The following is a 23,179-nucleotide window of genomic DNA, read 5'->3' as shown; positions in this document are numbered from 1 at the left end:
GGGTTGTCGGCGGGAGTGCCCGGGTCGAAGTGGATCATCCACGTCAGACCGTCCACGCCGGGCACGCGCCGGCCGACGATCCGCGGGTCAACGACCGGCGCCGCGGCGGTCACCGGCGTTCGGCTCAGGCGAGCCGCGTGACGTGGGGAAACTCCACGCTCGGCCCGGACTCGCGCTCCTCGCACCACGACTCCAGCTTCCCCCACAGCGCCATCACCGCCTCGTGCTCGTGGGCGGCGTCGACGGCGGCCTCGTCGCGCCAGGTGAAGATCTCCATGCGGACCGGCCCGTCCTCGGCGTCCCGGGCCAGCACGATCGCCGGCTCGTCGGTGACCAGACCACTGTCGTGCAGCAGTCTCCAGTGCCCGCGCAACGCATCGTCGAACTGCTCAAGCTGATCCTTACGTACCCGGTAGGTCGCGAAGACAGTCGTCATGGTCGGCTCCTCTTCTCATGATGAGCACGGCGACGGGTCCGCCCACAGTCTAGTGCCGCGGCGGCCCGCGGCCTGGTCACAGCCGGTGCGTGCGTCGGGCGGTCAGCTCGCGTACCTTGTCGGCACTGCCCCAGGTGAGGCTCTCGGCCGACGGCTCGTACAGGCACAGCACGTGCCCGGTCGGGTCGTTGAAGCGCACCGTGCCACCGATGTCGCTGAACCCGACCGGCCCGCGGAAGGCCAGGCCCCGCTCGGCCAGGGCCGCCGCCGCGGCGCGGACCTCCGGTACGTGGAACACCACCAGGTAGCCGTTGAACCGCGCCTTCCGGCCGTCCGGGGTGTCGGGGCACAGTTCGAGGGTCAGGTCGACGGTGCCGGTGGCGAACCGTGCGGAGTCGGCGTCCTGATCGCGCAGTTCGAGGCCGAGCACGTCCCGGTAGAACGGGACCGACGCGGTGAGGCTGGAGACGGCGAGCCGGACCTCCACGATCTCGGCACCTCGGTCGGAGTCGCCGGCGCCCAGCACGAAGTGGTGGCCGTCGCGGTCGGTGAACAGGCCGTCGGCGCGCGTGCCGTACGCGTCGAGGCGCGGGTCGCCGGGACCGCCGGCCGTACGGCAGACCAGCGTCAGGGCGTCCGAGGTGCCCTGCCGGAACTTGCTCTCGGTGAACAGGTTGAGGGCCAGGATGGTGCCGCCGGCGTCGTACTTGACCAGGCCGTGGTGCTCGTGCGGCGGGTGGAACTGGTTCTCCACCACGCGGAAGCCGAGCACGTCCTCGCAGAGCCGCCGGTGCCGTGGCAGCGAGGAGATGTCGATGAACACGAACAGCAGCGGCGCCTCGCGCAGCGGGCTCTCGATCACGGCGGTGTCCCTTCTCAGGGCTGGTCTGACGTCTGGAAACGGTCCGGGGCGAATGGCGCGAGCAGCTCCTGATCCGTGCCGGTGGCGACGGCTTCGGCCAACGCCCGGGCCGTGGCCAGGGCGGGCGGGATGCCGTGGCCGCCGAAGCCCCCGATCACCCACCGGTCGGCCTGGCCGGCCGCCTGGCCCACGACCGGCCGACCGTCCGGGGTGCAGTCCATCACCCCGGCCCATCGTTGGCTGGTGCGCAGCGGCGGCAGGTCCGGGAACGCGTCCGGGAGGAATCCGTCGAGGTGGCACTGGATCCGGGGATTGACCAGTGCCCGCGCACTCTTCTCACGGTCGGGGTCGACCTGGCGGCACCCACCGACCAGGATCGTGCCGTCACCGGCCTGCCGCCAGTAGACGCTGCCCCAGTCCACGGCCATCCCGAAAGGGAACACCTGCCGAGCCGGCGCGGTCGCCATCACCTGACCCCGGGCCGGCGTGAGCGTCCCTGCCAGGGACGGCACGAACCGGCCGATGTCGAGGTGGCAGGCGAGCACGACGGCGTCGGCGATCACCCGGCCGCGGCTGGTGTCCGCCGCCAGCCGGCCGTTGCCGCGTACCGGGGCGACGGTCCGGACCCGCGTCCCGGTGGCGATGGCCGCCCCGTGCTCGCGCGCCGCGCGCCCGAGGCCGTCGACCAGGCGAACCGGATCCACGCCGCGCCCGTCGGTGGCCCAGCGACCGCCCGCGAACCGTCGGTTGATCCGCATGCCGAGCAGGTCCTCGCACTCCGGACGCGTCAGCGCGTGCAGCGGCGCGGCACCGGTGGGACGCCTCGCCACCTCGGCGCGCACCCGGTCCCAGACCGGTGCGGACGAGGCGAGGGTGAGATGGCCGGCCTCCTGGTACGCGGCGTCCACCCGCTCCTCGCGCAGCACCTCGGCGAGCAGGGCGCAGTCCTCGGTGGCCCGTGGCGCGGGCAGCACCACGCCGATGTTGCGCCCGCTCGCCCCGTACCCGAGGCTTCGGGCCTCGCAGACAAGCACGTCGAGGCCACGGCGGGCGAGCCAGTACGCGCTCGCCACGCCCATCAGCCCGCCACCGACGACCAGGACTCCGACGCGGCCGGGAAACGCGGTTGGCGGCTGCCCGTCCCCGTCGCCCGTGCCGCGAAGCCAGTACGTCGGCGCCGTCTCCACCGGCCGGTCAGTCTTCGTGGGGACCGCCGACGGCCGCACCGACCGGCTCCGCATCGCGCCCGTTCATCCGCGCGCGGTACTCGTCGAGGATCTCGAAGATGTCCGCGGGCGGCGTGTTCAGTACGTCCGCATAGATCTCGTCGTCCTTGGTCACCACGATGTCGAACGCGGTGAGCTCGCCCGGGGTCAGCGTGCCGACCCGCATGCCGGTCTCCTCGTGGATCAGCGCGACGGGACCGGTCGGGGAGTGGAATCGGGTGCCGACGGGCGGGTAGTGGTTGACGGTCGCCGGGCCGAAGATCAGCGGCTGGTCCGGGTCGGTGAGCAGCGGCCCCATCGGCGTCTGGATCTTCCAGGAGACGCGCCAGACCGCAGTGCCGGGGAAGTCGTTGCCGTCCTTGCTGTTGGAGCGGACCATCCCGTCGTTGGGGCGGGCGAAGTTCTGCTCGACGCGGATCGGCCCGAGCGCCGCCTGGATGATCTCGCCGCCGTGCATGAGGATCTTCAGGTACATCTCGTTGTAGCCGTCGCCGTCGAGGTCCATCCGCGGGCTCCGGTGCATGAGCACGATGCCGTTCTTCACGCTCATCCGGTAGTCCTTGACCATGCCGTCGACCGTGAGGAGGCAGGAACAGACGCCCTTGAGCAGCTCCACCCCGCCGGTGCCGGGGAAGTTCTCGTTGAACCCCCGTACCGCCTGGGTGTAGATCTCCTTCGCGCCCGGCCCCGCGACGATGTCGGCGATCCGCTGACTGACTGCCTGGTAGGCCGGGTTCCGGTCGGCGTCGAGGCGGGCCTGCGCCGAGGTCCACCGGAAGACCTCGACCACCCGGACCTTGTCCGTGCCGTTGGGCTGGCTGCGCAGCACCTCGATCGGGTAGTCGCCGGCCAGCCCCGCCTCGCGCAGCGTGGCCCACTTGCTCCGGACGGCTGTGACGAGCGCGTCGGCGCTGGTCGGATCGGTCTCGTAGGTCTCCATCTGCACCAGAGACTCGTTGCGGTACACGTTGATGGACATCGTGGGGCCCTCCGTCAGTCACGCGGGAACGCCCTCTGCGTTGACAGAGGGTGGAGTGGGTCGATCGCGGTCCCGCGACAGCCACACCTGGGTGGTGTCGCGGGCCCGGCAGCACAGATGGGGGAGTGGCGCGGGTTCTGGACCTAGCCCAGCAGCCGCTGCATCTGGGGGTAGAAGTCGAAGTTCGTGGCCCGGCCGGTCGGGGTCCAGAGGCAGAGCACGTGGCCGTCCGGATCGTCGAAGTAGGCGATCCGGCCGGTGTCCGACTTCTCGACACCGCGCGGGAACCCGACCCCGCGCTCCATCAGCGCGGTCATCGTGTCGTCGAGCGCCTCGACGTGGAAGACGAGCAGGTCGTGCACCAGCCGGCCGGCCTCACTGAGCCGGCGCACCTCGCCGGGTTTGGCCTCGGTCTCCAGCGTGAGGATAAGGCTGCCCACGTCGAAGTGCGCCGTGCGCTCGGTCGATGCGAGGAGACGCAGGCCGAGGAGTTCGGTGTAGTAGACCTGCGACCGTTTCAGGTCGGCGACCTTGAGCCGGGCCTCCGTCAATGGGCTCTGTACGCCGGCCTGCCGCGCGGCGGAGCGGATCTTTTCGCGCTTCGCCGCCAGGGCGGGATCTTTGTCCGCGCCGGGCTCGACAATGGTGAAATGGTTGCCGGTGTCGTCGACCACGTCCGCGCCGGAGACCGCGGCACCGTGCGCCGATATCGCAGAATCGGCCGAGATCGCCAGCACCGAAGCAGGGTTGATCACGAGGTCGGTTGGCACGAACTCGAAGACGGTGCACGTATTGCTGTTGAGTTCCTGGGCCATCGTGGCGAGACCGACCACCGCGCCACCGGCGTCGTACATGACGACATTGCGGTCTTCCCCGGCCGGTCCCACCTTGATCGCCGGCCAGTCCGACAGCCCGCCGACGAACTGCCGTGTGGCGGCGAGGTCACCCACCCGGCGGAACAGCATCACGACTCGTTTGTCGGTCAGGGTCGGTCGGGCGGCACCGGCCGCCGCCGGCAGTAGACCGACGGCCACAGTGGATCCGGCGGCGGTGACTCCGGCGAGTGCCGCGCCTCGGAATACCGTTCTGCGAGAAATTGGCTGGCCGCTCACTGAACACCCCCAGATTCGCCCTGGTTTCGAACGAGCAGCCCAATGACTGCGCGCGATACCAGAATACCCACGCGCCCGCAGGTCCCGACTTCTCGAAGATTGCGGAATCTGAAGTGCTGTCCACCACAGACTGCCGCTGTTCAGAGATCGTAATTCCATCCGAGGTGGACCTGCCGGTCAGGGCGTATGGGTACGGCCGTGATCGTTATTGGTTTGTTCGGGGTTGTCAGTTCTTTCCTCGTCCTCGTGAACGGCCGAATCCATCGAGAAGGGTCGAACTGGCCAAGCTGGGGGCGAGTGGCCGCCACCGGGATTGCGGGCCGTGTCGCTGGCCCCGCCCGGGTTGCCCTGCCCGCCGGCGGTTGATCCTACTGTCCACCAGGGAGGCTGATATTGGTCACCGTCGGCCCGTAGGCTGTGCGCCATGACTGCCGTACGTCGATGCCAGAGTGACGCACGGTGGCTGGCCTTGCCGGCCCCGATGATGCTTGCGCCGGGGCCGGCCATCCGGTGAGTGGTATGCATGTGCCGGCCCAGCGGGGTGGACCGGCCGACTCCTCGCACCGTTCCCAGCTGGTCGATACGTGCGCCCGGCTCGCCGCCTCCCGCCCCTTCGAGATCACCATCGTCGCGATCATCCTCGCCAACGGGGTCGTCCTCGGTCTGGAGACCTATCCCAACCTGGGCATGGCCGGCTCGGCGCTGCACGCGCTGGAGTGGTTCTTCCGGACCGTGTTCCTCATCGAGATCGGCATCCGGCTGCTGGCGTACGGCCGCCGGCCGCAGGACTTCTTCCGGCACGGATGGAATGTCTTCGACTTCCTGGTGATCGCGGCGATCTTCGTCCCGGCGCTGCACGGCGACTCGGCCTTGCTGCGTATCGTCCGGGTGCTGCGGATGGTGCGGCTGGTGCGTTTCTCGCCCGGTCTGCGGACGATCGTCGCGGCGCTGTGGCGGAGCCTGCCCGGCATCGGCGGCTTCTTCGCCCTGGCCGTGGTGACCCTCTACGTCTACGGCATGGCCGGCTGGCTGATCTTCAAGGACGTCTATCCGGAGGAGTACGGCGACATCGGCCGCTCCCTGCTGACGCTGTTCGTGCTGCTGTCCCTGGAGACGCTGCCGGACCTCATCGAGCAGGGCATGGAGTTCTCCCCGTGGACGGTGCTGTACTACGCCAGCTTCGTGGTGATCACCGTCAACCTGCTGCTGAACATCCTGATCGCGGTCTTCGTCAACTCGATGGAGGAGGCCCGCCGGCTGGAGATGACCGAGGGGCTCGCGCCCGGGTACGACGAGGACGGCGACGGGGTGCCCGACGAACTGGACCGGATCGCGATCAGCCAACGGCTGGACGATCTCCGCACCCTCATCGTCGAGCTGGAACGAGAACTGCGTATCGACCGCGACGACGGCCGCCTGCGCCGGACCGGAAAGGACTGAACGCCCGTTTGGTTTGGGGCTGATGTCCTGGTCAGCGACATGTTTCGACATTGCGTCCGGCAGTGAACCCGAGGTGAACTCGAACACCGCCCCGGGTCGCTCTGTCATCAGACACACCTTTGATCCAAATCACGACAGATGCAGATGGCGGTCCTTACCGGATAGGGTCGTCACACCGACGGATGATCTCTGGGGAGGGTGTGTGCTGGTACTGGTGGCGGTCCATGCGCTGACAGCCGTGATCGCCCCGGCACTGGTGCGACTCTGGGGACGGCACGCCCTCTACCTGGTGGCATTGGTGCCCGGCGCGACGCTGGTGTGGGCCCTGACACAGGCCAGTGGAGTCCGCTCCGGTGACCCGGTGGTCGAGACGGTGCCCTGGGTGCCGCAACTCGGTCTGGAACTCGCCCTCCGGATGGGCACACTGTCCTGGTTGATGGTTGTCCTGGTGGGCGGCGTCGGCGCGCTGGTGCTGGCCTACAGCGCCCGCTACTTCCGCTCCGACGACCCAGGGCTCGGGCGGTTCGCCGCCGTGTTCGTCGCCTTCGCCGGAGCGATGCTCGGCCTGGTCGTCTCCGACGACCTGCTGCTGCTCTACGTGTTCTGGGAACTCACCACCGTCTTCTCCTACCTGCTGATCGGCAGCGACCCGGCGAAGCGGGCCAGCCGGCGGGCGGCGATGCAGGCGCTGCTGGTGACCACGCTGGGCGGCCTGGCGATGCTGGCCGGGTTCGTCATGCTCGGCCAGCACGCCGGCACCTACCGCTGGTCCGAGATCGCCGGGAACCTGCCCGGCGGCGGCTACCTCGCGGTCGCCGTGCTGCTGATCCTGCTGGGCGCGCTGAGCAAGTCGGCGATCTTCCCGTTCAGCTTCTGGCTGCCGGGGGCGATGGCGGCACCGACACCGGTCAGCGCCTACCTGCACGCCGCGGCGATGGTGAAGGCCGGCGTGTTCCTGGTCGCCCTGATGGGCCCGGCCGTGGCCGTCGCCGCGCCGTGGCGGCCCGTGCTGCTGGCCACCGGCCTGATCACCATGTTCTTCGGCGGGTGGGCCGCGCTGCGCCAGACCGATCTCAAACTGCTGCTCGCGTACGGCACGGTCAGCCAGCTCGGCCTGCTGATGGTGATCCTCGGTGCCGGCAGCCGGGACGCCGCGCTGGCCGGCGTGGCCATGGTGCTGGCCCACGCGCTGTTCAAGGCCACCCTGTTCCTCGTGGTCGGCGTCGTCGACCACGCCACCGGCACCCGCGACCTGCGCGAACTCAACGGCCTCGGGCGTCGGGCACCGGCGCTGGCGGTGGTGGCCGGCCTCGCGGCGGCGTCGATGGCCGGCCTGCCGCCGATGGCCGGGTTCGTCGCGAAAGAGGCCGCGGTCGAGGCGCTCCTCCACGGCGGCGGCGCCGACCTGTTGGTGCTGGCCGGCGTGCTGCTCGGCTCGGTGCTAACCGTCGCCTACACGCTGCGGTTCCTCTGGGGCGCCTTCGCCGACAAGGTCGGTACGCCCGACACGCCCGACCCGCCCACCACCACGGTCCGGGCGGTCTCCTGGCCCTTCCTCGCCCCGGCGGCCGTGCTGGCGCTGGCCGGCACCGCGGTCGGCCTCTTCGCCCCGGCGGTGGACCGCCTGCTCGCCCCGTACGCCGATCTCTACGATTCCGCCGAGCCGGGCTACCACCTGGCGTTGTGGCACGGACTCACGCCGGCCCTGGGCCTGTCGGCGCTGGCCGTGGCCGGCGGTGCCGGACTGTTCCACCTGCTGCGCCGCGAGCGGGTACGGGCCACCCTGCGGCTGCCGTTCGACGGCGCCGCCGTCTACAAGAAGTCCATCGGTGGCGTCGACCGGCTGGCGGTGGAGCTGACCGGCGCGACCCAGCGCGGTTCGCTGCCGTTCTACCTCGGCGTCATCCTGGTGGTGCTGGTCCTGATGCCGGGCGGCGCCCTGCTGGCCGGCAGCCCCTGGCCGCAGCGGTTCCACCTCTGGGACACGCCGTTGCAGGGGGTCGCCGCCGCGGTGGTCGTCGTCGCCGCCGTGATGGCCGCCCGCGCGCTGCGCCGGCTCACCGCGATGATCCTGGTCGGCGTCGCCGGCTACGGCATCGCGCTGATGTTCGTCCTGCACGGCGCGCCCGACCTGGCGCTGACCCAGTTCCTGGTGGAGACCGTCACGATCGTGATGTTCGTGCTGGTGCTGCGCCGCCTGCCGGCCAAGTTCTCGGAGCGGCCGATCCGATCCAGCCGCCGTGGTCGGGTCGCCATCGGCGTCGCCGTCGGCGCGGTCACCGCCGCCATGGCGTACGTCGCGGCGGGCGCCCGGCAGGCCATCCCGATCTCCGTCGGCTTCCCCGACGAAGCCGTCTCGTACGGCGGCGGCAAGAACGTGGTCAACGTGACCCTGGTCGACATCCGGGCCTGGGACACCATGGGCGAGATCGCCGTGCTCGTGGTGGCTGCCACCGGCGTGGCCAGCCTGATCTTCCGCCACGCTCGCGACCTCGACCGGCGGGGCGACATCCCCGGCGGTGGCCGCGCGGAGTCCACCCGGCCACGTTGGCTGACCACCGGTGCCACCGCCCGCGCCCAGTCGGTCATCCTCCAGGTCGTCACCCGGCTGCTGTTCCACGTCATCGTGCTGTTCTCGATCTACCTGCTGTTCAGCGGGCACAACGCCCCCGGCGGCGGGTTCGCCGCAGGTCTGGTCGCCGGTCTCGCCCTGGCCGTGCGTTACCTGGCCGGCGGGCGTACCGAACTCAACGGCGCCGCACCGGTCGACGCCGGCGTGGTGCTCGGGGCCGGGCTCTTCGTGGCCGTCGGCACGGGGGTGGCCGCGATGCTGCTCGGCGGCGAGTTCCTGCAGAGCGCCCTGCTCGACTTCCACCTGCCGGTACTGGGACACATCCACTTCGTCACGTCGGCCTTCTTCGACGTCGGCGTCTACCTGATCGTCGTCGGCCTGGTGCTGGACATCCTGCGCAGCCTCGGTGCCGAGATGGACCGTCAGCACGAGACCGAGGACGACGAGGTACGGGAAAAGGAGCTGGTGTGACACCCAACCTCACCTACGTCATCGTGGTCGGCGTGCTCGTCGCCGCCGGCGTGACGTTGCTGCTCGAACGCAGCCTCACCCGGGTGCTGATGGGCGTCATCCTGCTCGGCAACGGCGCCAACCTGCTGCTGCTCACCGGCGGGCGGGCCGGCGGTGCGCCGATCGTCGGCACCACCCCGCAGGAGGAGATGAGCGACCCGCTGCCGCAGGCGATGATCCTCACCGCCATCGTCATCACCCTCGGCATGACCGCGTTCCTGCTCGCCCTGGCATACCGCAGTTGGCACCTCAACGGGCACGACGAGGTGCAGGACGACGTCGAGGACCGCCGGATCATGGCTCTCGCCGAGCGCGACGAGGGCCCGGACGGCGCCGACTCCGGCGACGGCGACGATGACGACGATGACGCGCAGACCGACAACGAGCGGTCGCTGGCCGTCACGGCGGACGCGGGGAGGACTGGATGACGTACCTCGTTCCGCTGCCGGTGGTGATGCCGCTGCTCGGCGCGGCATTGACGCTGCTGCTGCTCGGCCGCCCACGCGCCCAGCGATGGGTCAGCCTGACCGTGCTCACCGCCACCGTCGCGGTCGCCGCGATGCTGCTGGTCCGGTCCAGCCTGGACGGCCCGCTCGTGGTGGAGGTCGGCGGCTGGGTCGCGCCGCTGGGCATCGTGCTGGTAGCCGACCAGCTCGCCGCGCTGATGCTGGTGGTCTCCGCCGCGGTCACCCTCTGCGTGCTGGTCTACTCCATCGGGCAGGGCATGGCCGACGGCAACGAGGAGACGCCGCTGTCGGTCTACCACCCCACCTATCTGGTGCTGACCGCCGGCGTGTGCAACGCGTTCCTCTCCGGCGACCTGTTCAACCTCTACGTCGGCTTCGAGATCCTGCTGGTCGCCAGCTACGTGCTGCTGACCCTGGGCAGCACCGAGACCCGGATCCGGGCCGGCACCACGTACGTCGTGGTCAGCCTGCTCTCGTCGGTGATCTTCCTGGTCGCCATCGGCCTGGTGTACGCCGCGACCGGCACGCTCAACCTCGCCCAGCTCGTCGACCGGCTGGACGCCCTGCCGGACGACATCCGGCTGGTGCTACAGGGCATGCTGCTGCTGGCCTTCGGCATCAAGGCGGCGGTCTTTCCGCTGTCGGCGTGGCTACCGGACAGCTACCCGACCGCACCGGCCCCGGTCACCGCCGTCTTCGCCGGCCTGCTCACCAAGGTCGGCGTGTACGCGATCATCCGGACCGAGACGCTGCTGTTCCCGGGCGGGCGAACGGCCACCCTGCTGCTGGTGACGGCGGTGCTGACCATGGTGGTCGGCATCCTCGGCGCGGTCGCGCAGTCGGACATCAAGCGGTTGCTGTCCTTCACCCTGATCAGCCACATCGGCTACATGCTCTTCGGCGTCGGGCTCACCACGGCGCTCGGCCTGTCCGCGGCGATCTTCTACGTGGTGCACCACATCACCATCCAGACCACCCTGTTCCTCGCCGCCGGCCTGGTCGAACGCCGGGGCGGCAGCACCGCCATGGACCGCCTCGGCGGCCTGGCGAGACTGTCGCCGCTGCTGGCCGTGCTGTTCTTCGTGCCCGCGCTGAACCTCGCCGGGATCCCGCCGTTCTCCGGGTTCCTCGGCAAACTCGGCCTCGTCCAGGCGGGCATCGACAACGGTGGCGTACTGGCCTGGATCCTGGTCGCCGGCGGGCTGCTCACCAGCCTGCTCACCCTTTACGCCATCGCCCGGGTGTGGAACCTCGCCTTTTGGCGGGCACCCCACCCGGACATGCCGCCCGCCGACGGCCCGGCCGCGGCGCCCCGCACCGACGGCGCGGAACAGCCGCACCAGGTCGTCACCGTCGGGCAGACCGGTGCCGTCATGCCCAAGATGATGATCGCGCCGACCGTCGCCCTGGTCGCCTTCGGGCTGGTGCTGACCCTGGTGGCCGGCCCGCTGTTCGACCTCAGCACCGACGCCGCCAACGACCTGTTGCGCCGGACACCGTACGTCGAGGCCGTCTTCCCTGGGGGTACGCCGTGAACCCCGACCCGATGACGCCGGCCCCGCCGACCGACCCGCCGAACCCACCACTGAGCCGGAGGGCCTGGCGCCGCAACCGGATCGTCGCAGTGACGTGCCTGGTCGCTGTCTGGGTGCTGCTATGGGGGACCCTCTCCTGGGCCAACGTGATCAGTGGGCTGGTGGTGGCCGCTGTGCTGCTGGCGGTCTTCCCGCTGCCCCCGGTGACGTTCGCGGGCCGGATCCATCCGCTGCCGTTGCTGCGCTTCGCGTTGCGGTTCCTGCTCGACCTCGTGGTCGCCTCCGCCCAGATCGCCTGGCTGGCCCTGCGGGTCGGGCACACCCCGCGTAGCGCCATCATCGCGGTCCAGCTGCGGGTGAACACGGACCTCAACCTCACCCTGACCGCCGAGTCGTTGTCCCTGGTGCCGGGCAGCCTGATCCTGGAGGCCGACCGCAGCACCGGCACCCTGTTCATCCACGTCATCAACGTGGACAGCCTGGCCGAGGTCGAACAGTTCCGGCGTGGCGTGCTGGACCTGGAGGCCCGCATCATCGCCGCCATCGGCTCCGCCGACGAACAGCGTCGCGTCCGCGAGGGCGCCCATCCACCGGCCGACCTGGAAGGAGCGCCGACATGACCGCTGTCGCCGTGACCGTCACCGTGCTGCTCGCCGCGGCCGGCGGGTTCACCCTGACCCGCATCATCCGCGGCCCGTCGATCCTGGACCGGGCCGTGGCCACCGACGTGCTGCTGGCCATCATCGTCGCCGCGATCGCCACCGAGGCCGCGTACAGCCGCGACGCCACCGCCCTGCCGGTGCTGGTGGTTCTCGCGATCCTCGGGTTCGTCGGGTCGGTCAGCGTCGCCCGCTTCGCCGCCCGGAGAAACACCAAATGAGCCTGGACGCCGTGCTCGACATCGCCGCCGCCGTCTGCCTGATCACCGGCGCGCTGCTCAGCCTCGCCGCCGGGGTGGCCCTGGTGCGCTTCCCCGACCTGCTCACCCGGATGCATGCCGCGGCCAAGCCGCAGGTGCTCGGCCTGCTGCTGGTCCTGGTCGGCTGCGGCCTGCGGCTGCGTACCGGGGTGGACATCACCACGCTGGTGCTGGTCGGCGCCTTCCAGCTCGCCACCGCGCCGGTGGCCGCGCACATGGTCGGCCGGGCCGCCTACCCGCACGACCAGATCCGCACCGACCTGCTGCTCACCGACGAACTCGCCGCGCACCTCGACCGGGTCGCCGCCGACCGGGACGCGCCGCGCGCCTGACCGCCGGCTCAATATCCATTGCGGCCACGGCGGGCTGTCCCTAGTCTTCTCGGCATCAGGTCAGCCCGACGGGAGCCGGAAGGAGTACGCCGTGTCGCAATGTGAACGCAGCCAGGCCGAGTGGTCCCTGCCGTGTCGCGCCGTCAAACCCGGCGACACACCGGCTCGACTCTCAGGCCGCAACCAACCGCCCCGGCGATCGGAACGACGCAGCTAACCAGCGCGCCCCTTCCCGATCCCGAGCCCGCCCACCCACCCCACCGGGTCCAGCCGGCTCTCTCTCACCCCACCCCACCCCACCCGCCGCCGCCTCTTCGGCGCGTCGATCATGCATTTTCTGTCGCCGCATAAGGCACAAAAGTGATGTATCGGCGACCAGAAGTGCATGATCGGCGGGATCCCTGTACGGACTTCAGGAGAGGCGTCATGGGCTTCAGCTTGCTCGCGGGGACGCGAGCCCCGGTGCGGGTCTGGACCGACCCGTACAGCATCGAACCGCAGGCCGCGAAGCAGCTGCGCAACATCGGCGCGCTGCCGTGGGTGCAGGGCGTCGCGGTCATGCCGGACGTGCACTTCGGCAAGGGCGCCACCGTCGGCTCGGTCATCGCGATGCGGCAGGCCGTCTCGCCGGCGGCGGTCGGCGTAGACATCGGCTGCGGCATGTCGGCGGTACGCACCTCGCTGACCGCCGACGACCTGCCCGACGACCTCGCCGGGCTGCGGCGGGCCATCGAGGATGCCATCCCGGTCGGCTTCGCCCAGCGCGACAACCCGGTGGACCCGCGCCGGGTCCGGGGCCTGGAGCAGCGCGGCTGGGACGACTTCTGGCGGCGCTTCACCGACCTCGACCGGCGGGTGGCGCAGCTGGAGACGCGGGCCCGGCGGCAGCTGGGCACCCTCGGTGGCGGCAACCACTTCATCGAGGTCTGCCTCGAGCAGGGCGGCACGGATGCCGGCCGGGTCTGGCTGATGCTGCACTCCGGGTCGCGCAACATCGGCAAGGAACTCGCCGAGCGGCACATCGCGGTGGCCCGGCGGCTGCCGCACAACGCCGACCTGCCCGACCGCGACCTGGCGGTGTTCCTTGCCGGCACACCGGAGATGGACGCCTACCGCCGGGACCTGTGGTGGGCGCAGGAGTACGCCCGGCGCAACCGGGCGGTCATGCTCGCCGTGCTGATGAACCTGGTGCGGGACCGGTTCCCGCAGGTCGGCTACGAGGAGCCGATCAGCTGCCACCACAACTACGTGTCGGAGGAGCACTACGAGGGGGTGGACGTGTTGGTGACGCGAAAGGGAGCGATCCGGGCGGGCCGCGGTGACCTGGGCATCATCCCCGGGTCGATGGGCACCGGCTCGTACATCGTGCGTGGCTCGGGCAACGAGTGGGGGTACTGCTCGGCCTCGCACGGTGCCGGTCGGCGGATGTCCCGGGCCCAGGCAAAGCGGACGTACAGCACCGAGGACCTGGCGGCACAGACGTCGGGGGTGGAGTGCCGTAAGGACGCCGGGGTGGTCGACGAGATCCCCGGCGCGTACAAGGACATCACCGAGGTGATGGCCCAGCAGAAGGACCTGGTCGAGGTGGTGGCGCACCTCAAGCAGGTGGTCTGCGTGAAGGGTTGAGGACCCGACCGGCGCCCGCGGGGGGCGGGCGCCGGTCGTACGCCCCGATGGCTCAGCGGAGAGAGCGCCGGTCTACGAAGCCGGAGATCCCAGGTTCGAATCCTGGTCGGGGCACCATCGGCCAAGGGGTACGCCGTGCCGGCCGTTGGTCAGCGTAGGTTCGGACGTACGTGGTCGGAGCACCGCGTGGTGCCGTCCGGTGGATTGGAGATCGTTGTGGCCGGAGCCGTGGAACGCTCCCCGAGAGTGCTGGCGATCTCTTGGGGCCGGATGGAGGTCGACGGGCTGGGCGTCGGCAAGGACTTCAAGCTCTACCCCGGTGGCGGCAGGGCGTGGGACTGGACCGAAACCGGGACCCGTCACTCTCCGGGGATCCAGCCCGACGATGTCGAGGAGCTCCTCATCCACGGTGCGACGGCCATCGTGCTCTCGCGCGGCATGCAGCTCCAGCTCGAAGTCGACCCGCGGACACTGACGCTTCTTGAACAGCGCGGCATCACGCCGCATGTCGCCGAGACCGGGCAAGCCGTACAGATCTACAACGAGCTGGCCGCGACGCAGCCGGTAGGCGGGCTGTTCCACTCGACGTGCTGACCCGTGTTCCCGCAGCGGGTCGGCGAGACCTGCTGGTCGGTCTGGCGTTGCCATGGATAGTGGCGCAGCAGTTAGGAGCATCTCCGGCCACGATGTTCACGGGGGTCGAAGCTGGTCTTCCAGACAGCCCGACCTCCAGATCGCTGAAGGATTTTGGTGCCCGGAAAGATATCACTCTGGCCGACTTTGGCTGGGAGGCGGTGACCACCGCCGACGGTCCGGACTTCCGCCCGCTGTACTAACGCGGACTCCCCCCGGGGCATACTGTTCGCACTGAACCCACGCGGAGGAGTTCCTTTGCTCCATGCGATACTTCCCGGCCTGCGTGAGCTACGCACGCCACTTGCGGTGGGATACCTGTGGGCCACCTTTCTCTGGATCATCTTTGGGCGGCATGTGCCCCAGAGCAGGCCGACCGGAGGTAGTGCAGCGGCCTTGTGGGACTTGGGTGAAATGGTAGGACGCCCGGCGTTGCTTGCCGTGGCTAGTTTTCTGGCCTATTTGTTGGGCTCCATGCTGGAAGTCAACCCAGAGCGCCTGTGGCGCTACGGAGGAAGACCTCCCTGGGCGGACACCGTCATTAATGCCACGAGGATCGGTAGGCGAGCCCTGGAGTTCGTGCGATCACCGGCATTGTCGCCCACCACGCAAAATGGCATCATTCGCGCGGTTTCGGTCAACGCCGATCCGGAAGCACGGACTCGCATATTCGTCAAGGTTCTCACCGAGATTCGGCAGTACGCCACACGCCTGCAAGCGTCGCACCCAGAACTGTATGACAAGTACGACAGGCTTATCGCCGAAGCGCGATTCCGATTCAACATCACGCCCCCCTTGGTAGTGCTACTGGTGGCGGTCGGATGCTTTTCCGGCGCGGGCTACTGGGCTGGGGCGCTGACCATTATTTCGGCCGCCATAGTCATGGTCACCCTGCTCAGGCAGGTGGCCGACCGCGTGAATCAGGCCAACGAGGTGATAGCTCAAGCGGTCATCGTTGGATTGGTGCAATTCTCCCTCGAAAGCAATCCAGACCAAACTGAGCTCAGCCGTACGGGTTGAACGGGATGCCGGCGGGCTTGGAGACGTTGAGCAGGTACTCGAACGAGCCGTCCTTGATCTTGATGGTGGCGGCGCCGAAGTTGGACTCCATCAGCCTGTTGCGCAGCTCGATGCTGGGCCAGCCGTTCCAGTCCACGACGGGCGGGTAGTGCCAGGTGTGGTAGTGGTTCTCCGGCGGCTCGTCGTTGTTGTTGGCGAGCCGGAAGAAGTGCGTCGACGCGCCGTCCTTGTGGTAGACGACCTTCGGGTGGGTGCCGTCGAAGCGGACCTGTGACCGCGCGTAGGTGCGCTGGCTGCTGTGCTGGGTGGTGGTCACGTACTCGACCTGGTTGGCCGCCTGGTTGACCCAGGAGATGACGTGTTCCCAGTCGTGCCGGTGGCCGCCGAGCCCGCTGCCGTGCACGGCCTGGTCCTTCTCGAAGTAGCTTGCGTAGACGATCGCGCACCAACCGTTGTTGCACTTCGACCGGGCGTACGCCTGCGACATGTCCAGGTCGGAGCGGTCGCGGCAGTTGCCGTTGATTGCTCCGGTGGTCTTCAGCCCGCCGTTGATGGTGCCGTCCGGGCTGATCGCTGAGACGGCGTAGCAGCCGTCGGTGTCGTAGTCGTAGGCGGGGGAGAAGGACGACTCGTAGCCGCCGGCGTTGTGCGGCAGGTTGGGCAGCGAGTCGGCGAAGGCCGGCACGGCGGGGATCATGACCCCGAGCGCGACCAGCCCGGCGACGATCCGAGCCAGGCGGCGGCGATGACGTCGGATCGACCTGCCGGCGGGCCGGATCGTGGCCGGCCTCGGCGGCGGCGCTGGCCGGTGTTCCGTTGCTTGCCTTCCCGGGATCGACGTGCCTAGCCCGGTTCGCTCAAATCGACGCATGGGCATCTGTATCTCACGTGCCGGGCGCGCGGTCAACGCCGGACGCGAGGAGAGTTCATGAATCTGGATCACCCCATGGCGCCTCGGCCGAGCAGCAGGGTGACCCCGTCGCCGGTCAGCTCCTCGTGGTAGGCGGTGCGCCCGGTCATCGCCATTGTGAGGGCGAGGGTGGAGCCGGACACCAGCGGCCCGGAGCCGGTGGTGAAGGGTCCGTCGTTCGCCACCAGACGCAGCCCCTCGATCCGCCCCTTGGCCAGGACGGTGAGGTCGGAGCCGGCGTAGTGCTCGGCGACGAGAGTGACCGTGTCGATCGGGTACGGGTGGCGGATACCCAGGGGGCGTCGGATGTCCTCGCCGTGCACGATCTGCTCGCCGAGCATCGCCAGCACCGGCAGGGGCGGCTTGGTGGTGCTGGTGATGACGCGGCGGAACCGGTCGAGGGTCTCGTCGGGGTCGCGGCCCATCTGTTCGGCCAGCCGCATGGCCACCTGCCGGTCGAAGTCGAACCGGCACCGGATCACGCCCAGCATCCAGCGCACGGGGTTGAGGCTCGCCGCCGCGGTGAGATGTGCGAGAACCTCACGCACCGTCAGCTCCGTACACATGGACGGCGTCGTCCATTGGTCGGCGGCCAGGTTCGTGAGGTCGGCTGCCAGAGCCGCCCGCTCGGCGTGGACCAGCGACCACAGGTCGGCGCTGTCGAGTCGGCCTGGTTCCGCTTTGGGCTCGGTCATGTCAGTGGATCTCCTGTCGTGGCCGTCGCCGCAGTGCAGTCAGGTCGCGGTGTCGGCCTAGTGGGCGGGTCGTACCGGGTAGAGACTCCTGCGCTCGGGCGGAACCGTCGCCTGTGGGCGACGTGTTTCGGGGCCGGTCGGTGGGGCAACGTCGGAGCGGCGCGTCGCCACGGCGGGGATCAAGACCGACTGTCCGCAAAGATGCGCGCGTAGATGGCGTCGATGACGTCGTTCTTCGCCAGGCTGTAATCGCTGGGGCGATGCGCGGCGTCCCGGGCGAGGCGCCGCTTCGTCGCAGCGTAGAGATCCCGGTCCTCGGGATGTGAGCGCAGCCAGTCGCGGAAGAGTCGGTGCCGGACGGGCTCGGGCGCATCCCGCGGCCACACATGGAGATTGACGTCTTCCGCAGTGTTGACGAGCATCCGGTGCCCGTGCCACCACGGTTCGCGAAGAACGAGGCGGTACCCGAGACCTTCAAGAGCGGGCAGATAGCAGCCCTCATCCGTCGTGTCGTCGACAAGGAGGTCGATGTCAATGATGGGCTTGGCCGCCAGACCGGGCACCGATGTGGACCCCACGTGCTCAAGGCTGACGATCAGGCCGCCCAGTGCGTCGTCGAGATGTGCGCCGGCAGCAGCGAACCGATCCGCCCAGCCCGGGTCGTGATCGGTGATGACGATGGACTGCCAGGTCCGTGGCGGCTCGCCCACCAAACCGGCGGAAACCTGCTCTGCGGTGGCGTGGAAACGCTGGGTGACTTCCGGCGGATACTCAGTCAACGCGACCTCCGGAAGATCTCGACTAGATCACGTCCGTGCCGGAGTCAACCCGGACCGAGATCTTCGCATTCGGTCAAGACTAATGGATACCGGTCTCGTATCGTCCCGTGGCATGACGTTGCGCGGTAAGACGGCGGTGGTGACCGGAGGTTCCCGGGGCATCGGGCGGGCCATCGTGCGGCGCCTGGCCCGGGACGGGGCGCGGGTGGTGTTCAGCTATCGGGAGAACACAGCCGCCGCCGCCGAGCTGACCGCCGAGTGGGAACAGGTGACCGGGGTACGCGCCGACCAGGCCGACCCGGGCAGCCTCGACGCGCTGTTCGCCGAGGTGACCGAGGGCCTCGACATCCTGGTTAACAACGCGGCGATCAACCCGCCGCTGCCGATCGCGGAGCTGACCGGCGAGGAGTTCGACCGGGTGATGACGGTCAACGCCAAGTACCCGGCGCTGGCCCTCCGGCGTGCCGCCGAGGTGATGCGCGACCATGGCCGGATCGTCAACATCTCCACCCTCAACACGGTGCTGCCGGCGCCGGGCACCGTTCTCTACTGTGCGAGCAAGGCGGCGCTGGAGCAGTTCACCGCGGTCGCGGCGCGGGAGCTGGGCGGCCGAGGCATCACGGTCAACACGGTTTCGCCGGGCGCGACCGACACCGACCTGCTGCGGGTCAGCAACCCGCCAGAGGCGATGGAACAGACCATCCAGATGACCGCGTTGGGTCGGCTCGGCCGACCCGAGGACATCGCCGACGTGGTGGCGTTCCTCGCCGGGCCGGATGCGGGCTGGATCACCGGCCAGAACATCCGCGCCACCGGCGGGCTGCTGCTCTGATTCACCGACGGCGATCCCGGTTGCCGTGACATCGATCCTATGTGGTCGGTCCGGCTGCCCGTCCTGTCCGGGGATGTCATAGGCTGCCGTCCGGTTGAGAGCCGGTCGAGGAGATCCATGGCGAGCGCTGCCCGTAGTCCGTTGTACCGGCTGGCCGTACGGTGCCAGACCGTTGTCGTCGCCCCCTGGTTCAACCTGGCCAGCTTCGCGGTGGTCATCGTCAACGCGGCGGCACTGGGCCTGGAGACGTACGGCGGTGTGGTCGAGACGGTCGGCGTCACGCTGCGCGCGGTCGAGCACGCCTGCCTGGCCCTGTTCGTGCTCGAACTGCTGGTGCGGTTCGGTGCGCACGCCCCGACTCCGGGAGGGTTCTTCCGGGACCGGTGGAACATCTTCGATCTGCTGATCGTCGTCGCCCCGCTACTGCCCGGGGTCCGGGAGAATGTGACGTTGCTGCGGCTGTTGCGGCTGGCCCGCATCGTGCGGGCGTTCCGACTCTTTCCGAGCCTGCGGGTGATTCTGGTCGGTATCCGGCGCAGCCTGCCCGGGCTGGGAAGCTTCCTGCTGGTCACCGCGCTGCTGCTGTACGGCTACGCGATGCTGGGCTGGATGCTGTTCGGCGCCTCCTATCCGCAGGAGTACGGCACGGTGGGGCAGGCCATGCTGACGCTGTTCCTGCTGCTGTCGCTGGATGGCATCACCGACACGCTCGAGGCCGGCCGTGAGGTCACCGAGTGGGCAATCGTGTACTACGTCTCCTACATGGTGGCGGCCTGCTACCTGCTCACCAACCTGTTGGTGGGTTTGGTGCTGACCGCGCTTCAGGAGGCGCACCAGGACGAACAGGTCGCGGCGCAGCGGGGCGGTAACCGGGAGGCCGAGGCCGCCGCCGAGCCGTCGGTCCGCGAGCAGTTGGCCCGCGTACAGGCCATCATCGCCGATCTCGAACGGCGGCTGCCGGAGGGGAAGGCGACCGTACCGGCCGGCGCGGAGCGGGCCGAAGGTGGCGGTTCGCTGGCCACGCTCGTCCGTCCGAACAAGCCGGCGACCAGGCGGTCCCGCGCGGCGAACCGCCGCAGACGCGGCTGACCGCGGCAAGGCGGCCTGCGCCTGCGGGTACCGCCGGCCCGGCCGTCACCCCCATCGCGCTGCGCCTCACGGCTGCGGCGGACGCGGAACGGCGGGCGGCGAGGGCCGCCGACGCGGCCTACCCTTGTCCCGGTAGACCGCCCGACAGGGCCGGGCCGCCAGTCACGCCGTGGTGCGGGGTGAGCTTCGAGTCCGTACCCCTCAACGGCTGGCGGCCAGCGTCACAGGTACGGCGACCAGCTTGGTACGGGAGCCGTCTACAGCGGACACCTCGTACACCTCGATCGTGCCGGGCTGCTCGCGGGCCAGCCGGTACCCGACGGCGACCCGATAGGCGCCCCGGCAGCCGGTGCCGCAGGTGGCGGTGGTGAACGCGGTGGCGAGCTGGCGGCCGGCGGCGTCGAGCAGCCGGACGCTGACGGTTGCCTCGAACACGTCGGCGGTGCCGGTGATGGTGACCGGGCTGGTCACCCGTTCGCCGATGACCGGGGCGGTGACCACGATCGCGGGCAGCAGGTCGGCGTAGTCGGCGCGGCCGGCCGGTGCGTCGCCGCCGAAGGCGACCTGCCGGACGGTGGGGAACTGGGTGAGCGTGTAGACCACCTGGGCCTGGCGCAGCCGGGTGGTGGCCGGGTCGGGTGCGTCGGGCAGCCGGATGGTGGCGACGCCGTCGGCGATCCGGCTCACCTCGGCGCCGTCGGGCAGCAGGGTGACCAGGCCGGCGGCGGCCTCCGCCGGGGTCGGGCCGGCGGCCAGTTCGGTCAGGGCCAGCCGGGAGGTGGCCACGGTGGCCGGCCGGGCCCGCCGGGTCGGGGTGAGCTGCCCGCCTCGGACGTACCACAGCTCCAGGGTGAGCGTCGCCGGCTGGCCTGTAGCGGTGGTGCCGGCGGTGCCGGTGGGCGACGGCGCGGGCGTGTGGGAGTCGGTGGGCGACGGCGCGGCGGTGGCCGGCGGGCCGACACCGGTGGGGCTGGCCGAGGTCGCCGCCGGGGCGGTGGGTGCCGGGCCCAGGGATCCAGACCGTGACGGCGCGCAGCCGGCGGTCAGGAGCAGCAGGACGGTCGCCGCCGCGACGGCGCGGCGGCTCACGCCGCACCGCCCGAGCGGTCGGGCAGGTCGAGGCGGAATCGGGTGCCGAATCCCGGGGAGCTGTGCACGGTCAGCCGGCCGCCGAGCAGCCGGGCGTTCTCCTGGGCGATGGCCAGACCGAGCCCGCTCCCGCCGCCGGAGCGCGCCGGATCGACCTTGTGGAAACGGTCGAACAGGCGCGGCAGATGGTCGGCCGGGATGCCCGGCCCCTGGTCGCTGACGTCGAAGACCACCCGCGCGCCGGCCCGGCTGACGCGCGCCCGGATCTCGCCGTCGCCGTGCTGCACCGCGTTCGCGATCAGGTTGCCCAGCACCCGCTCCAGCCGGCGCGGGTCGGTGCGCAGCCGGACCGGCTCGCTGTCGACCTCGATCCGACCCTGCCAGCCGCGGGCCGCGAGGATCGCGTGCAGCAGGGCCGGCGCGTCCACGTCGGCGGCGGCGACGGCCTCCTGCCCGGCGTCCAGTCGGGAGATCTCCATCAGGTCCTCCACCAGCAGGCGTAGCCGGACCACGTCGGTGACCAGCAGCTCGCCGGCCCGGCGGGCGTCGCCGGGCAGCTGGTCGAGGTGGTCGCGCAGCAGCGAGGCCGCGGCCACCAGGGCGGTGACCGGGGTACGCAGCTCGTGCGCCACGTCGGCGGTGAACCGCCGCTCCCGCTCCTGTGCCCGGTGCAGCGCGTCGATCTTGGTCTCCAGTGCCTCGGCCATCTCGTTGAACGAGGCGGCCCAGGCGCTGAACTCGTCCCGGCCGCGTACCGGCAGCCGGGTGGCCAGCAGCCCTTCAGAGGCTGTCGGGAATCCCCGCGGTGGCTGCGGCGAGCCCAGCCGACGACCGGCGGCGTGGGAGGTCGGTCCGGGGATTCCCGACAGCCTCTCGGTGATCGCCCGGGCGGCCCGGCTGGCCCGGCCCACCGGTTCCAGGGTGCGTCGGGCGAGAGTGTGCCCGACCGCGGCGGCGAGCAGCACCACCAGGACCCAGCCCGCCGTGAGGGCGTTGCGCAGCTGGTCCAGCCCGGCGGCGAGGTCGTCCTCCCCGGTGATGACGTACAGCTCGGCGGTGGAGCCGGGGATCCGGCCGCCCACCACCAGCAGCCGGGACGGCCCGGTGCTGCGCTCGTAACCGAGCTGTCCGGCCGCGACCGTGGCCCGCAGCTGCTCGCCCAGCGGCGGCAGGTACGCCGGGTGCGACGGCCAGGCGTCCCCGGCGACCAGCACCACGTGCCGGCCGCTGCCCTCGAAGCTGGTGAGCAGCTCGGTGCGGCGCTGCTCGGTCAACGGGAGGAACTGTCCGGCGAGCACCAGCTGGTAGCGGGCGTCGGCGGTGGCGGCGTGCAGCGAGGCGTCGTAGCGGGCCTGCCGCAGCAGCAGGTAGGACCCGCCGGCGAGGACGCCCGCGGAGACGCCGGCGACCAGTACGAACGCGATGGTCAGCCGGCGGCGCAGCCGGCCGGGGCGTACGGATTCAGTGGCCATCGCCGCCCCCCGGTCATCCGACGGAGAACTTGTAGCCGGCGCCGCGCACCGTGCGGATCAGGCGCGGGTTGCCGGGGTCGTCCTCGACCTTCGCGCGCAGCCGCTGCACCGCCACGTCGACCAGTCGGCTGTCGCCCAGGTATGTGTGGTTCCAGACCCGTTCCAGCAGCAGTTCGCGGGTGAAGACCTGCCCCGGGCGGCGGGCCAGCTCCAGCAGCAGGCGGAACTCGGTGGTGGACAGCGGTAGTTCGTGGCCGTCGCGGCGGGCCACGAAGGCACCCGGGTCGATCTCCAGTCGGCCGATCCGCAGCGGACCCGGCTCGGGCGGGGCGACCGTGCGGCGCAGCACCGAGCGGACCCGGGCCACCAGTTCGGGAAGGTCGAATGGTTTGCGCAGGTAGTCGTCGGCGCCGCACTCCAGGCCGACGACCACGTCGATGGTGTCGGTGCGGGCGGTCAGCATGAGGATCGGCACCGCGCTGGTACGCCGGATCTCGCGGCACACCTCGAGGCCGTCCAGCCCGGGCAGCATCACGTCCAGCACGATCAGGTCGACCGGCCCGGCCCGCCAGGCGGCCAGGGCCTGCCGGCCGTCGACGGCGGTGTCGACCCGGAAGCCGGCGCGGCGTAGCCCGAGGGCGGTG

23 protein-coding genes and 1 tRNA gene are annotated in these 23,179 nt (G+C 70.4%); 13 read left to right on the top strand and 11 right to left on the bottom strand.

Features of this window, described 5'->3' with window-relative positions:
• Positions 1 to 124: 124 nt before the first annotated feature.
• From AB0M52_RS11010 to AB0M52_RS10990, 5 genes are all read right to left on the bottom strand, one after another.
• The gene (locus AB0M52_RS11010; protein ID WP_363951849.1) at positions 125 to 436 is read right to left on the bottom strand and encodes a hypothetical protein; all 312 of its coding nucleotides are present in this window, start codon (positions 434 to 436) and stop codon (positions 125 to 127) included.
• Between the two features lie 76 nt (positions 437 to 512).
• Complete coding sequence (locus AB0M52_RS11005) at positions 513 to 1,298, bottom strand: VOC family protein (RefSeq protein WP_363951847.1); 786 nt, start codon at positions 1,296 to 1,298, stop codon at positions 513 to 515.
• Between the two features lie 14 nt (positions 1,299 to 1,312).
• Positions 1,313 to 2,485 carry an FAD-binding oxidoreductase gene (locus tag AB0M52_RS11000; protein WP_363951845.1) on the bottom strand — a complete coding sequence of 391 codons (1,173 nt, stop codon included), beginning with the start codon at positions 2,483 to 2,485 and terminating at the stop codon, positions 1,313 to 1,315.
• Between the two features lie 7 nt (positions 2,486 to 2,492).
• A complete protein-coding gene (locus AB0M52_RS10995; protein ID WP_363951843.1) occupies positions 2,493 to 3,503 on the bottom strand; it encodes a hypothetical protein in 1,011 nt (336 codons plus the stop codon).
• Positions 3,504 to 3,646: 143 nt separating this feature from the next.
• The gene (locus AB0M52_RS10990) at positions 3,647 to 4,537 is read right to left on the bottom strand and encodes a VOC family protein (protein ID WP_363951841.1); all 891 of its coding nucleotides are present in this window, start codon (positions 4,535 to 4,537) and stop codon (positions 3,647 to 3,649) included.
• Positions 4,538 to 5,134: 597 nt separating this feature from the next.
• Here AB0M52_RS10990 and AB0M52_RS10985 point away from each other — a divergent pair.
• From AB0M52_RS10985 to AB0M52_RS10935, 11 genes are all read left to right on the top strand, one after another.
• Positions 5,135 to 6,055 (top strand): ion transporter, encoded by a 921-nt coding sequence (locus tag AB0M52_RS10985; protein WP_363951852.1) that lies wholly within the window; start codon positions 5,135 to 5,137, stop codon positions 6,053 to 6,055.
• A 202-nt stretch (positions 6,056 to 6,257) separates the two neighbouring features.
• Entirely contained in the window at positions 6,258 to 9,098 is a 2,841-nt protein-coding gene (locus AB0M52_RS10980) for a Na+/H+ antiporter subunit A (protein ID WP_363951839.1), read from the top strand.
• The gene (locus tag AB0M52_RS10975) at positions 9,095 to 9,565 is read left to right on the top strand and encodes a Na(+)/H(+) antiporter subunit C (protein ID WP_363951837.1); all 471 of its coding nucleotides are present in this window, start codon (positions 9,095 to 9,097) and stop codon (positions 9,563 to 9,565) included. The genes AB0M52_RS10980 and AB0M52_RS10975 overlap by 4 nt, the downstream gene beginning before the upstream one ends.
• Positions 9,562 to 11,139, top strand: a complete 1,578-nt coding sequence (locus AB0M52_RS10970; RefSeq protein ID WP_363951835.1) for a Na+/H+ antiporter subunit D — start codon at positions 9,562 to 9,564, stop codon at positions 11,137 to 11,139. Before AB0M52_RS10975 ends, AB0M52_RS10970 begins: the two co-directional genes overlap by 4 nt.
• Positions 11,140 to 11,150: 11 nt before the next feature.
• Positions 11,151 to 11,759: a Na+/H+ antiporter subunit E gene (locus AB0M52_RS10965; RefSeq protein WP_363951833.1), complete on the top strand. Its 609-nt coding sequence runs from the start codon at positions 11,151 to 11,153 to the stop codon at positions 11,757 to 11,759.
• Positions 11,756 to 12,019 carry a monovalent cation/H+ antiporter complex subunit F gene (locus AB0M52_RS10960; RefSeq protein ID WP_363951831.1) on the top strand — a complete coding sequence of 88 codons (264 nt, stop codon included), beginning with the start codon at positions 11,756 to 11,758 and terminating at the stop codon, positions 12,017 to 12,019. Before AB0M52_RS10965 ends, AB0M52_RS10960 begins: the two co-directional genes overlap by 4 nt.
• Positions 12,016 to 12,390, top strand: coding sequence for a monovalent cation/H(+) antiporter subunit G (gene mnhG, locus AB0M52_RS10955; RefSeq protein WP_363951829.1), 375 nt, complete (start codon positions 12,016 to 12,018; stop codon positions 12,388 to 12,390). Before AB0M52_RS10960 ends, mnhG begins: the two co-directional genes overlap by 4 nt.
• A gap of 426 nt (positions 12,391 to 12,816) precedes the next feature.
• Complete coding sequence (locus AB0M52_RS10950) at positions 12,817 to 14,016, top strand: RtcB family protein (protein WP_363951826.1); 1,200 nt, start codon at positions 12,817 to 12,819, stop codon at positions 14,014 to 14,016.
• Between the two features lie 41 nt (positions 14,017 to 14,057).
• Positions 14,058 to 14,133: transfer RNA gene (locus tag AB0M52_RS10945), tRNA-Arg, on the top strand.
• A gap of 129 nt (positions 14,134 to 14,262) precedes the next feature.
• Positions 14,263 to 14,610, top strand: coding sequence for an Mth938-like domain-containing protein (locus tag AB0M52_RS10940; protein ID WP_363951823.1), 348 nt, complete (start codon positions 14,263 to 14,265; stop codon positions 14,608 to 14,610).
• Between the two features lie 348 nt (positions 14,611 to 14,958).
• The gene (locus AB0M52_RS10935) at positions 14,959 to 15,669 is read left to right on the top strand and encodes a hypothetical protein (protein ID WP_363951820.1); all 711 of its coding nucleotides are present in this window, start codon (positions 14,959 to 14,961) and stop codon (positions 15,667 to 15,669) included.
• Here the strand turns inward: AB0M52_RS10935 and AB0M52_RS10930 are convergent.
• The 3 genes from AB0M52_RS10930 to AB0M52_RS10920 form a co-directional block, all read right to left on the bottom strand.
• Entirely contained in the window at positions 15,653 to 16,366 is a 714-nt protein-coding gene (locus tag AB0M52_RS10930) for an NPP1 family protein (protein WP_363951818.1), read from the bottom strand. The genes AB0M52_RS10935 and AB0M52_RS10930 overlap by 17 nt on opposite strands.
• 242 nt (positions 16,367 to 16,608) lie before the next feature.
• Positions 16,609 to 17,274, bottom strand: a complete 666-nt coding sequence (locus AB0M52_RS10925) for a maleylpyruvate isomerase family mycothiol-dependent enzyme (protein WP_363951815.1) — start codon at positions 17,272 to 17,274, stop codon at positions 16,609 to 16,611.
• Between the two features lie 179 nt (positions 17,275 to 17,453).
• Positions 17,454 to 18,053, bottom strand: a complete 600-nt coding sequence (locus tag AB0M52_RS10920; protein WP_363951813.1) for a GrpB family protein — start codon at positions 18,051 to 18,053, stop codon at positions 17,454 to 17,456.
• 112 nt (positions 18,054 to 18,165) lie between these two features.
• Between AB0M52_RS10920 and AB0M52_RS10915 the strand changes: the two genes are divergently transcribed.
• Positions 18,166 to 18,885, top strand: coding sequence for an SDR family oxidoreductase (locus AB0M52_RS10915; RefSeq protein WP_363951810.1), 720 nt, complete (start codon positions 18,166 to 18,168; stop codon positions 18,883 to 18,885).
• Between the two features lie 117 nt (positions 18,886 to 19,002).
• Positions 19,003 to 19,974: an ion transporter gene (locus tag AB0M52_RS10910; protein WP_363951808.1), complete on the top strand. Its 972-nt coding sequence runs from the start codon at positions 19,003 to 19,005 to the stop codon at positions 19,972 to 19,974.
• 201 nt (positions 19,975 to 20,175) lie between these two features.
• Here AB0M52_RS10910 and AB0M52_RS10905 read toward each other — a convergent pair whose 3' ends face one another.
• The 3 genes from AB0M52_RS10905 to AB0M52_RS10895 all read right to left on the bottom strand — a co-directional run.
• A complete protein-coding gene (locus AB0M52_RS10905) occupies positions 20,176 to 21,063 on the bottom strand; it encodes a Gmad2 immunoglobulin-like domain-containing protein (RefSeq protein WP_363951805.1) in 888 nt (295 codons plus the stop codon).
• Positions 21,060 to 22,535 (bottom strand): ATP-binding protein, encoded by a 1,476-nt coding sequence (locus AB0M52_RS10900; RefSeq protein WP_363951803.1) that lies wholly within the window; start codon positions 22,533 to 22,535, stop codon positions 21,060 to 21,062. The genes AB0M52_RS10905 and AB0M52_RS10900 overlap by 4 nt, the downstream gene beginning before the upstream one ends.
• 13 nt (positions 22,536 to 22,548) lie before the next feature.
• The coding region (locus AB0M52_RS10895; protein WP_363951801.1) for a response regulator transcription factor at positions 22,549 to 23,179 on the bottom strand (631 nt) is incomplete at its 5' end.

This window comes from Micromonospora sp. NPDC051296, from assembly GCF_040682255.1.
Taxonomy (GTDB): Bacteria; Actinomycetota; Actinomycetes; order Mycobacteriales; family Micromonosporaceae; genus Micromonospora; species Micromonospora craterilacus.
This window is presented reverse-complemented; position numbering and strand designations above follow the sequence as displayed.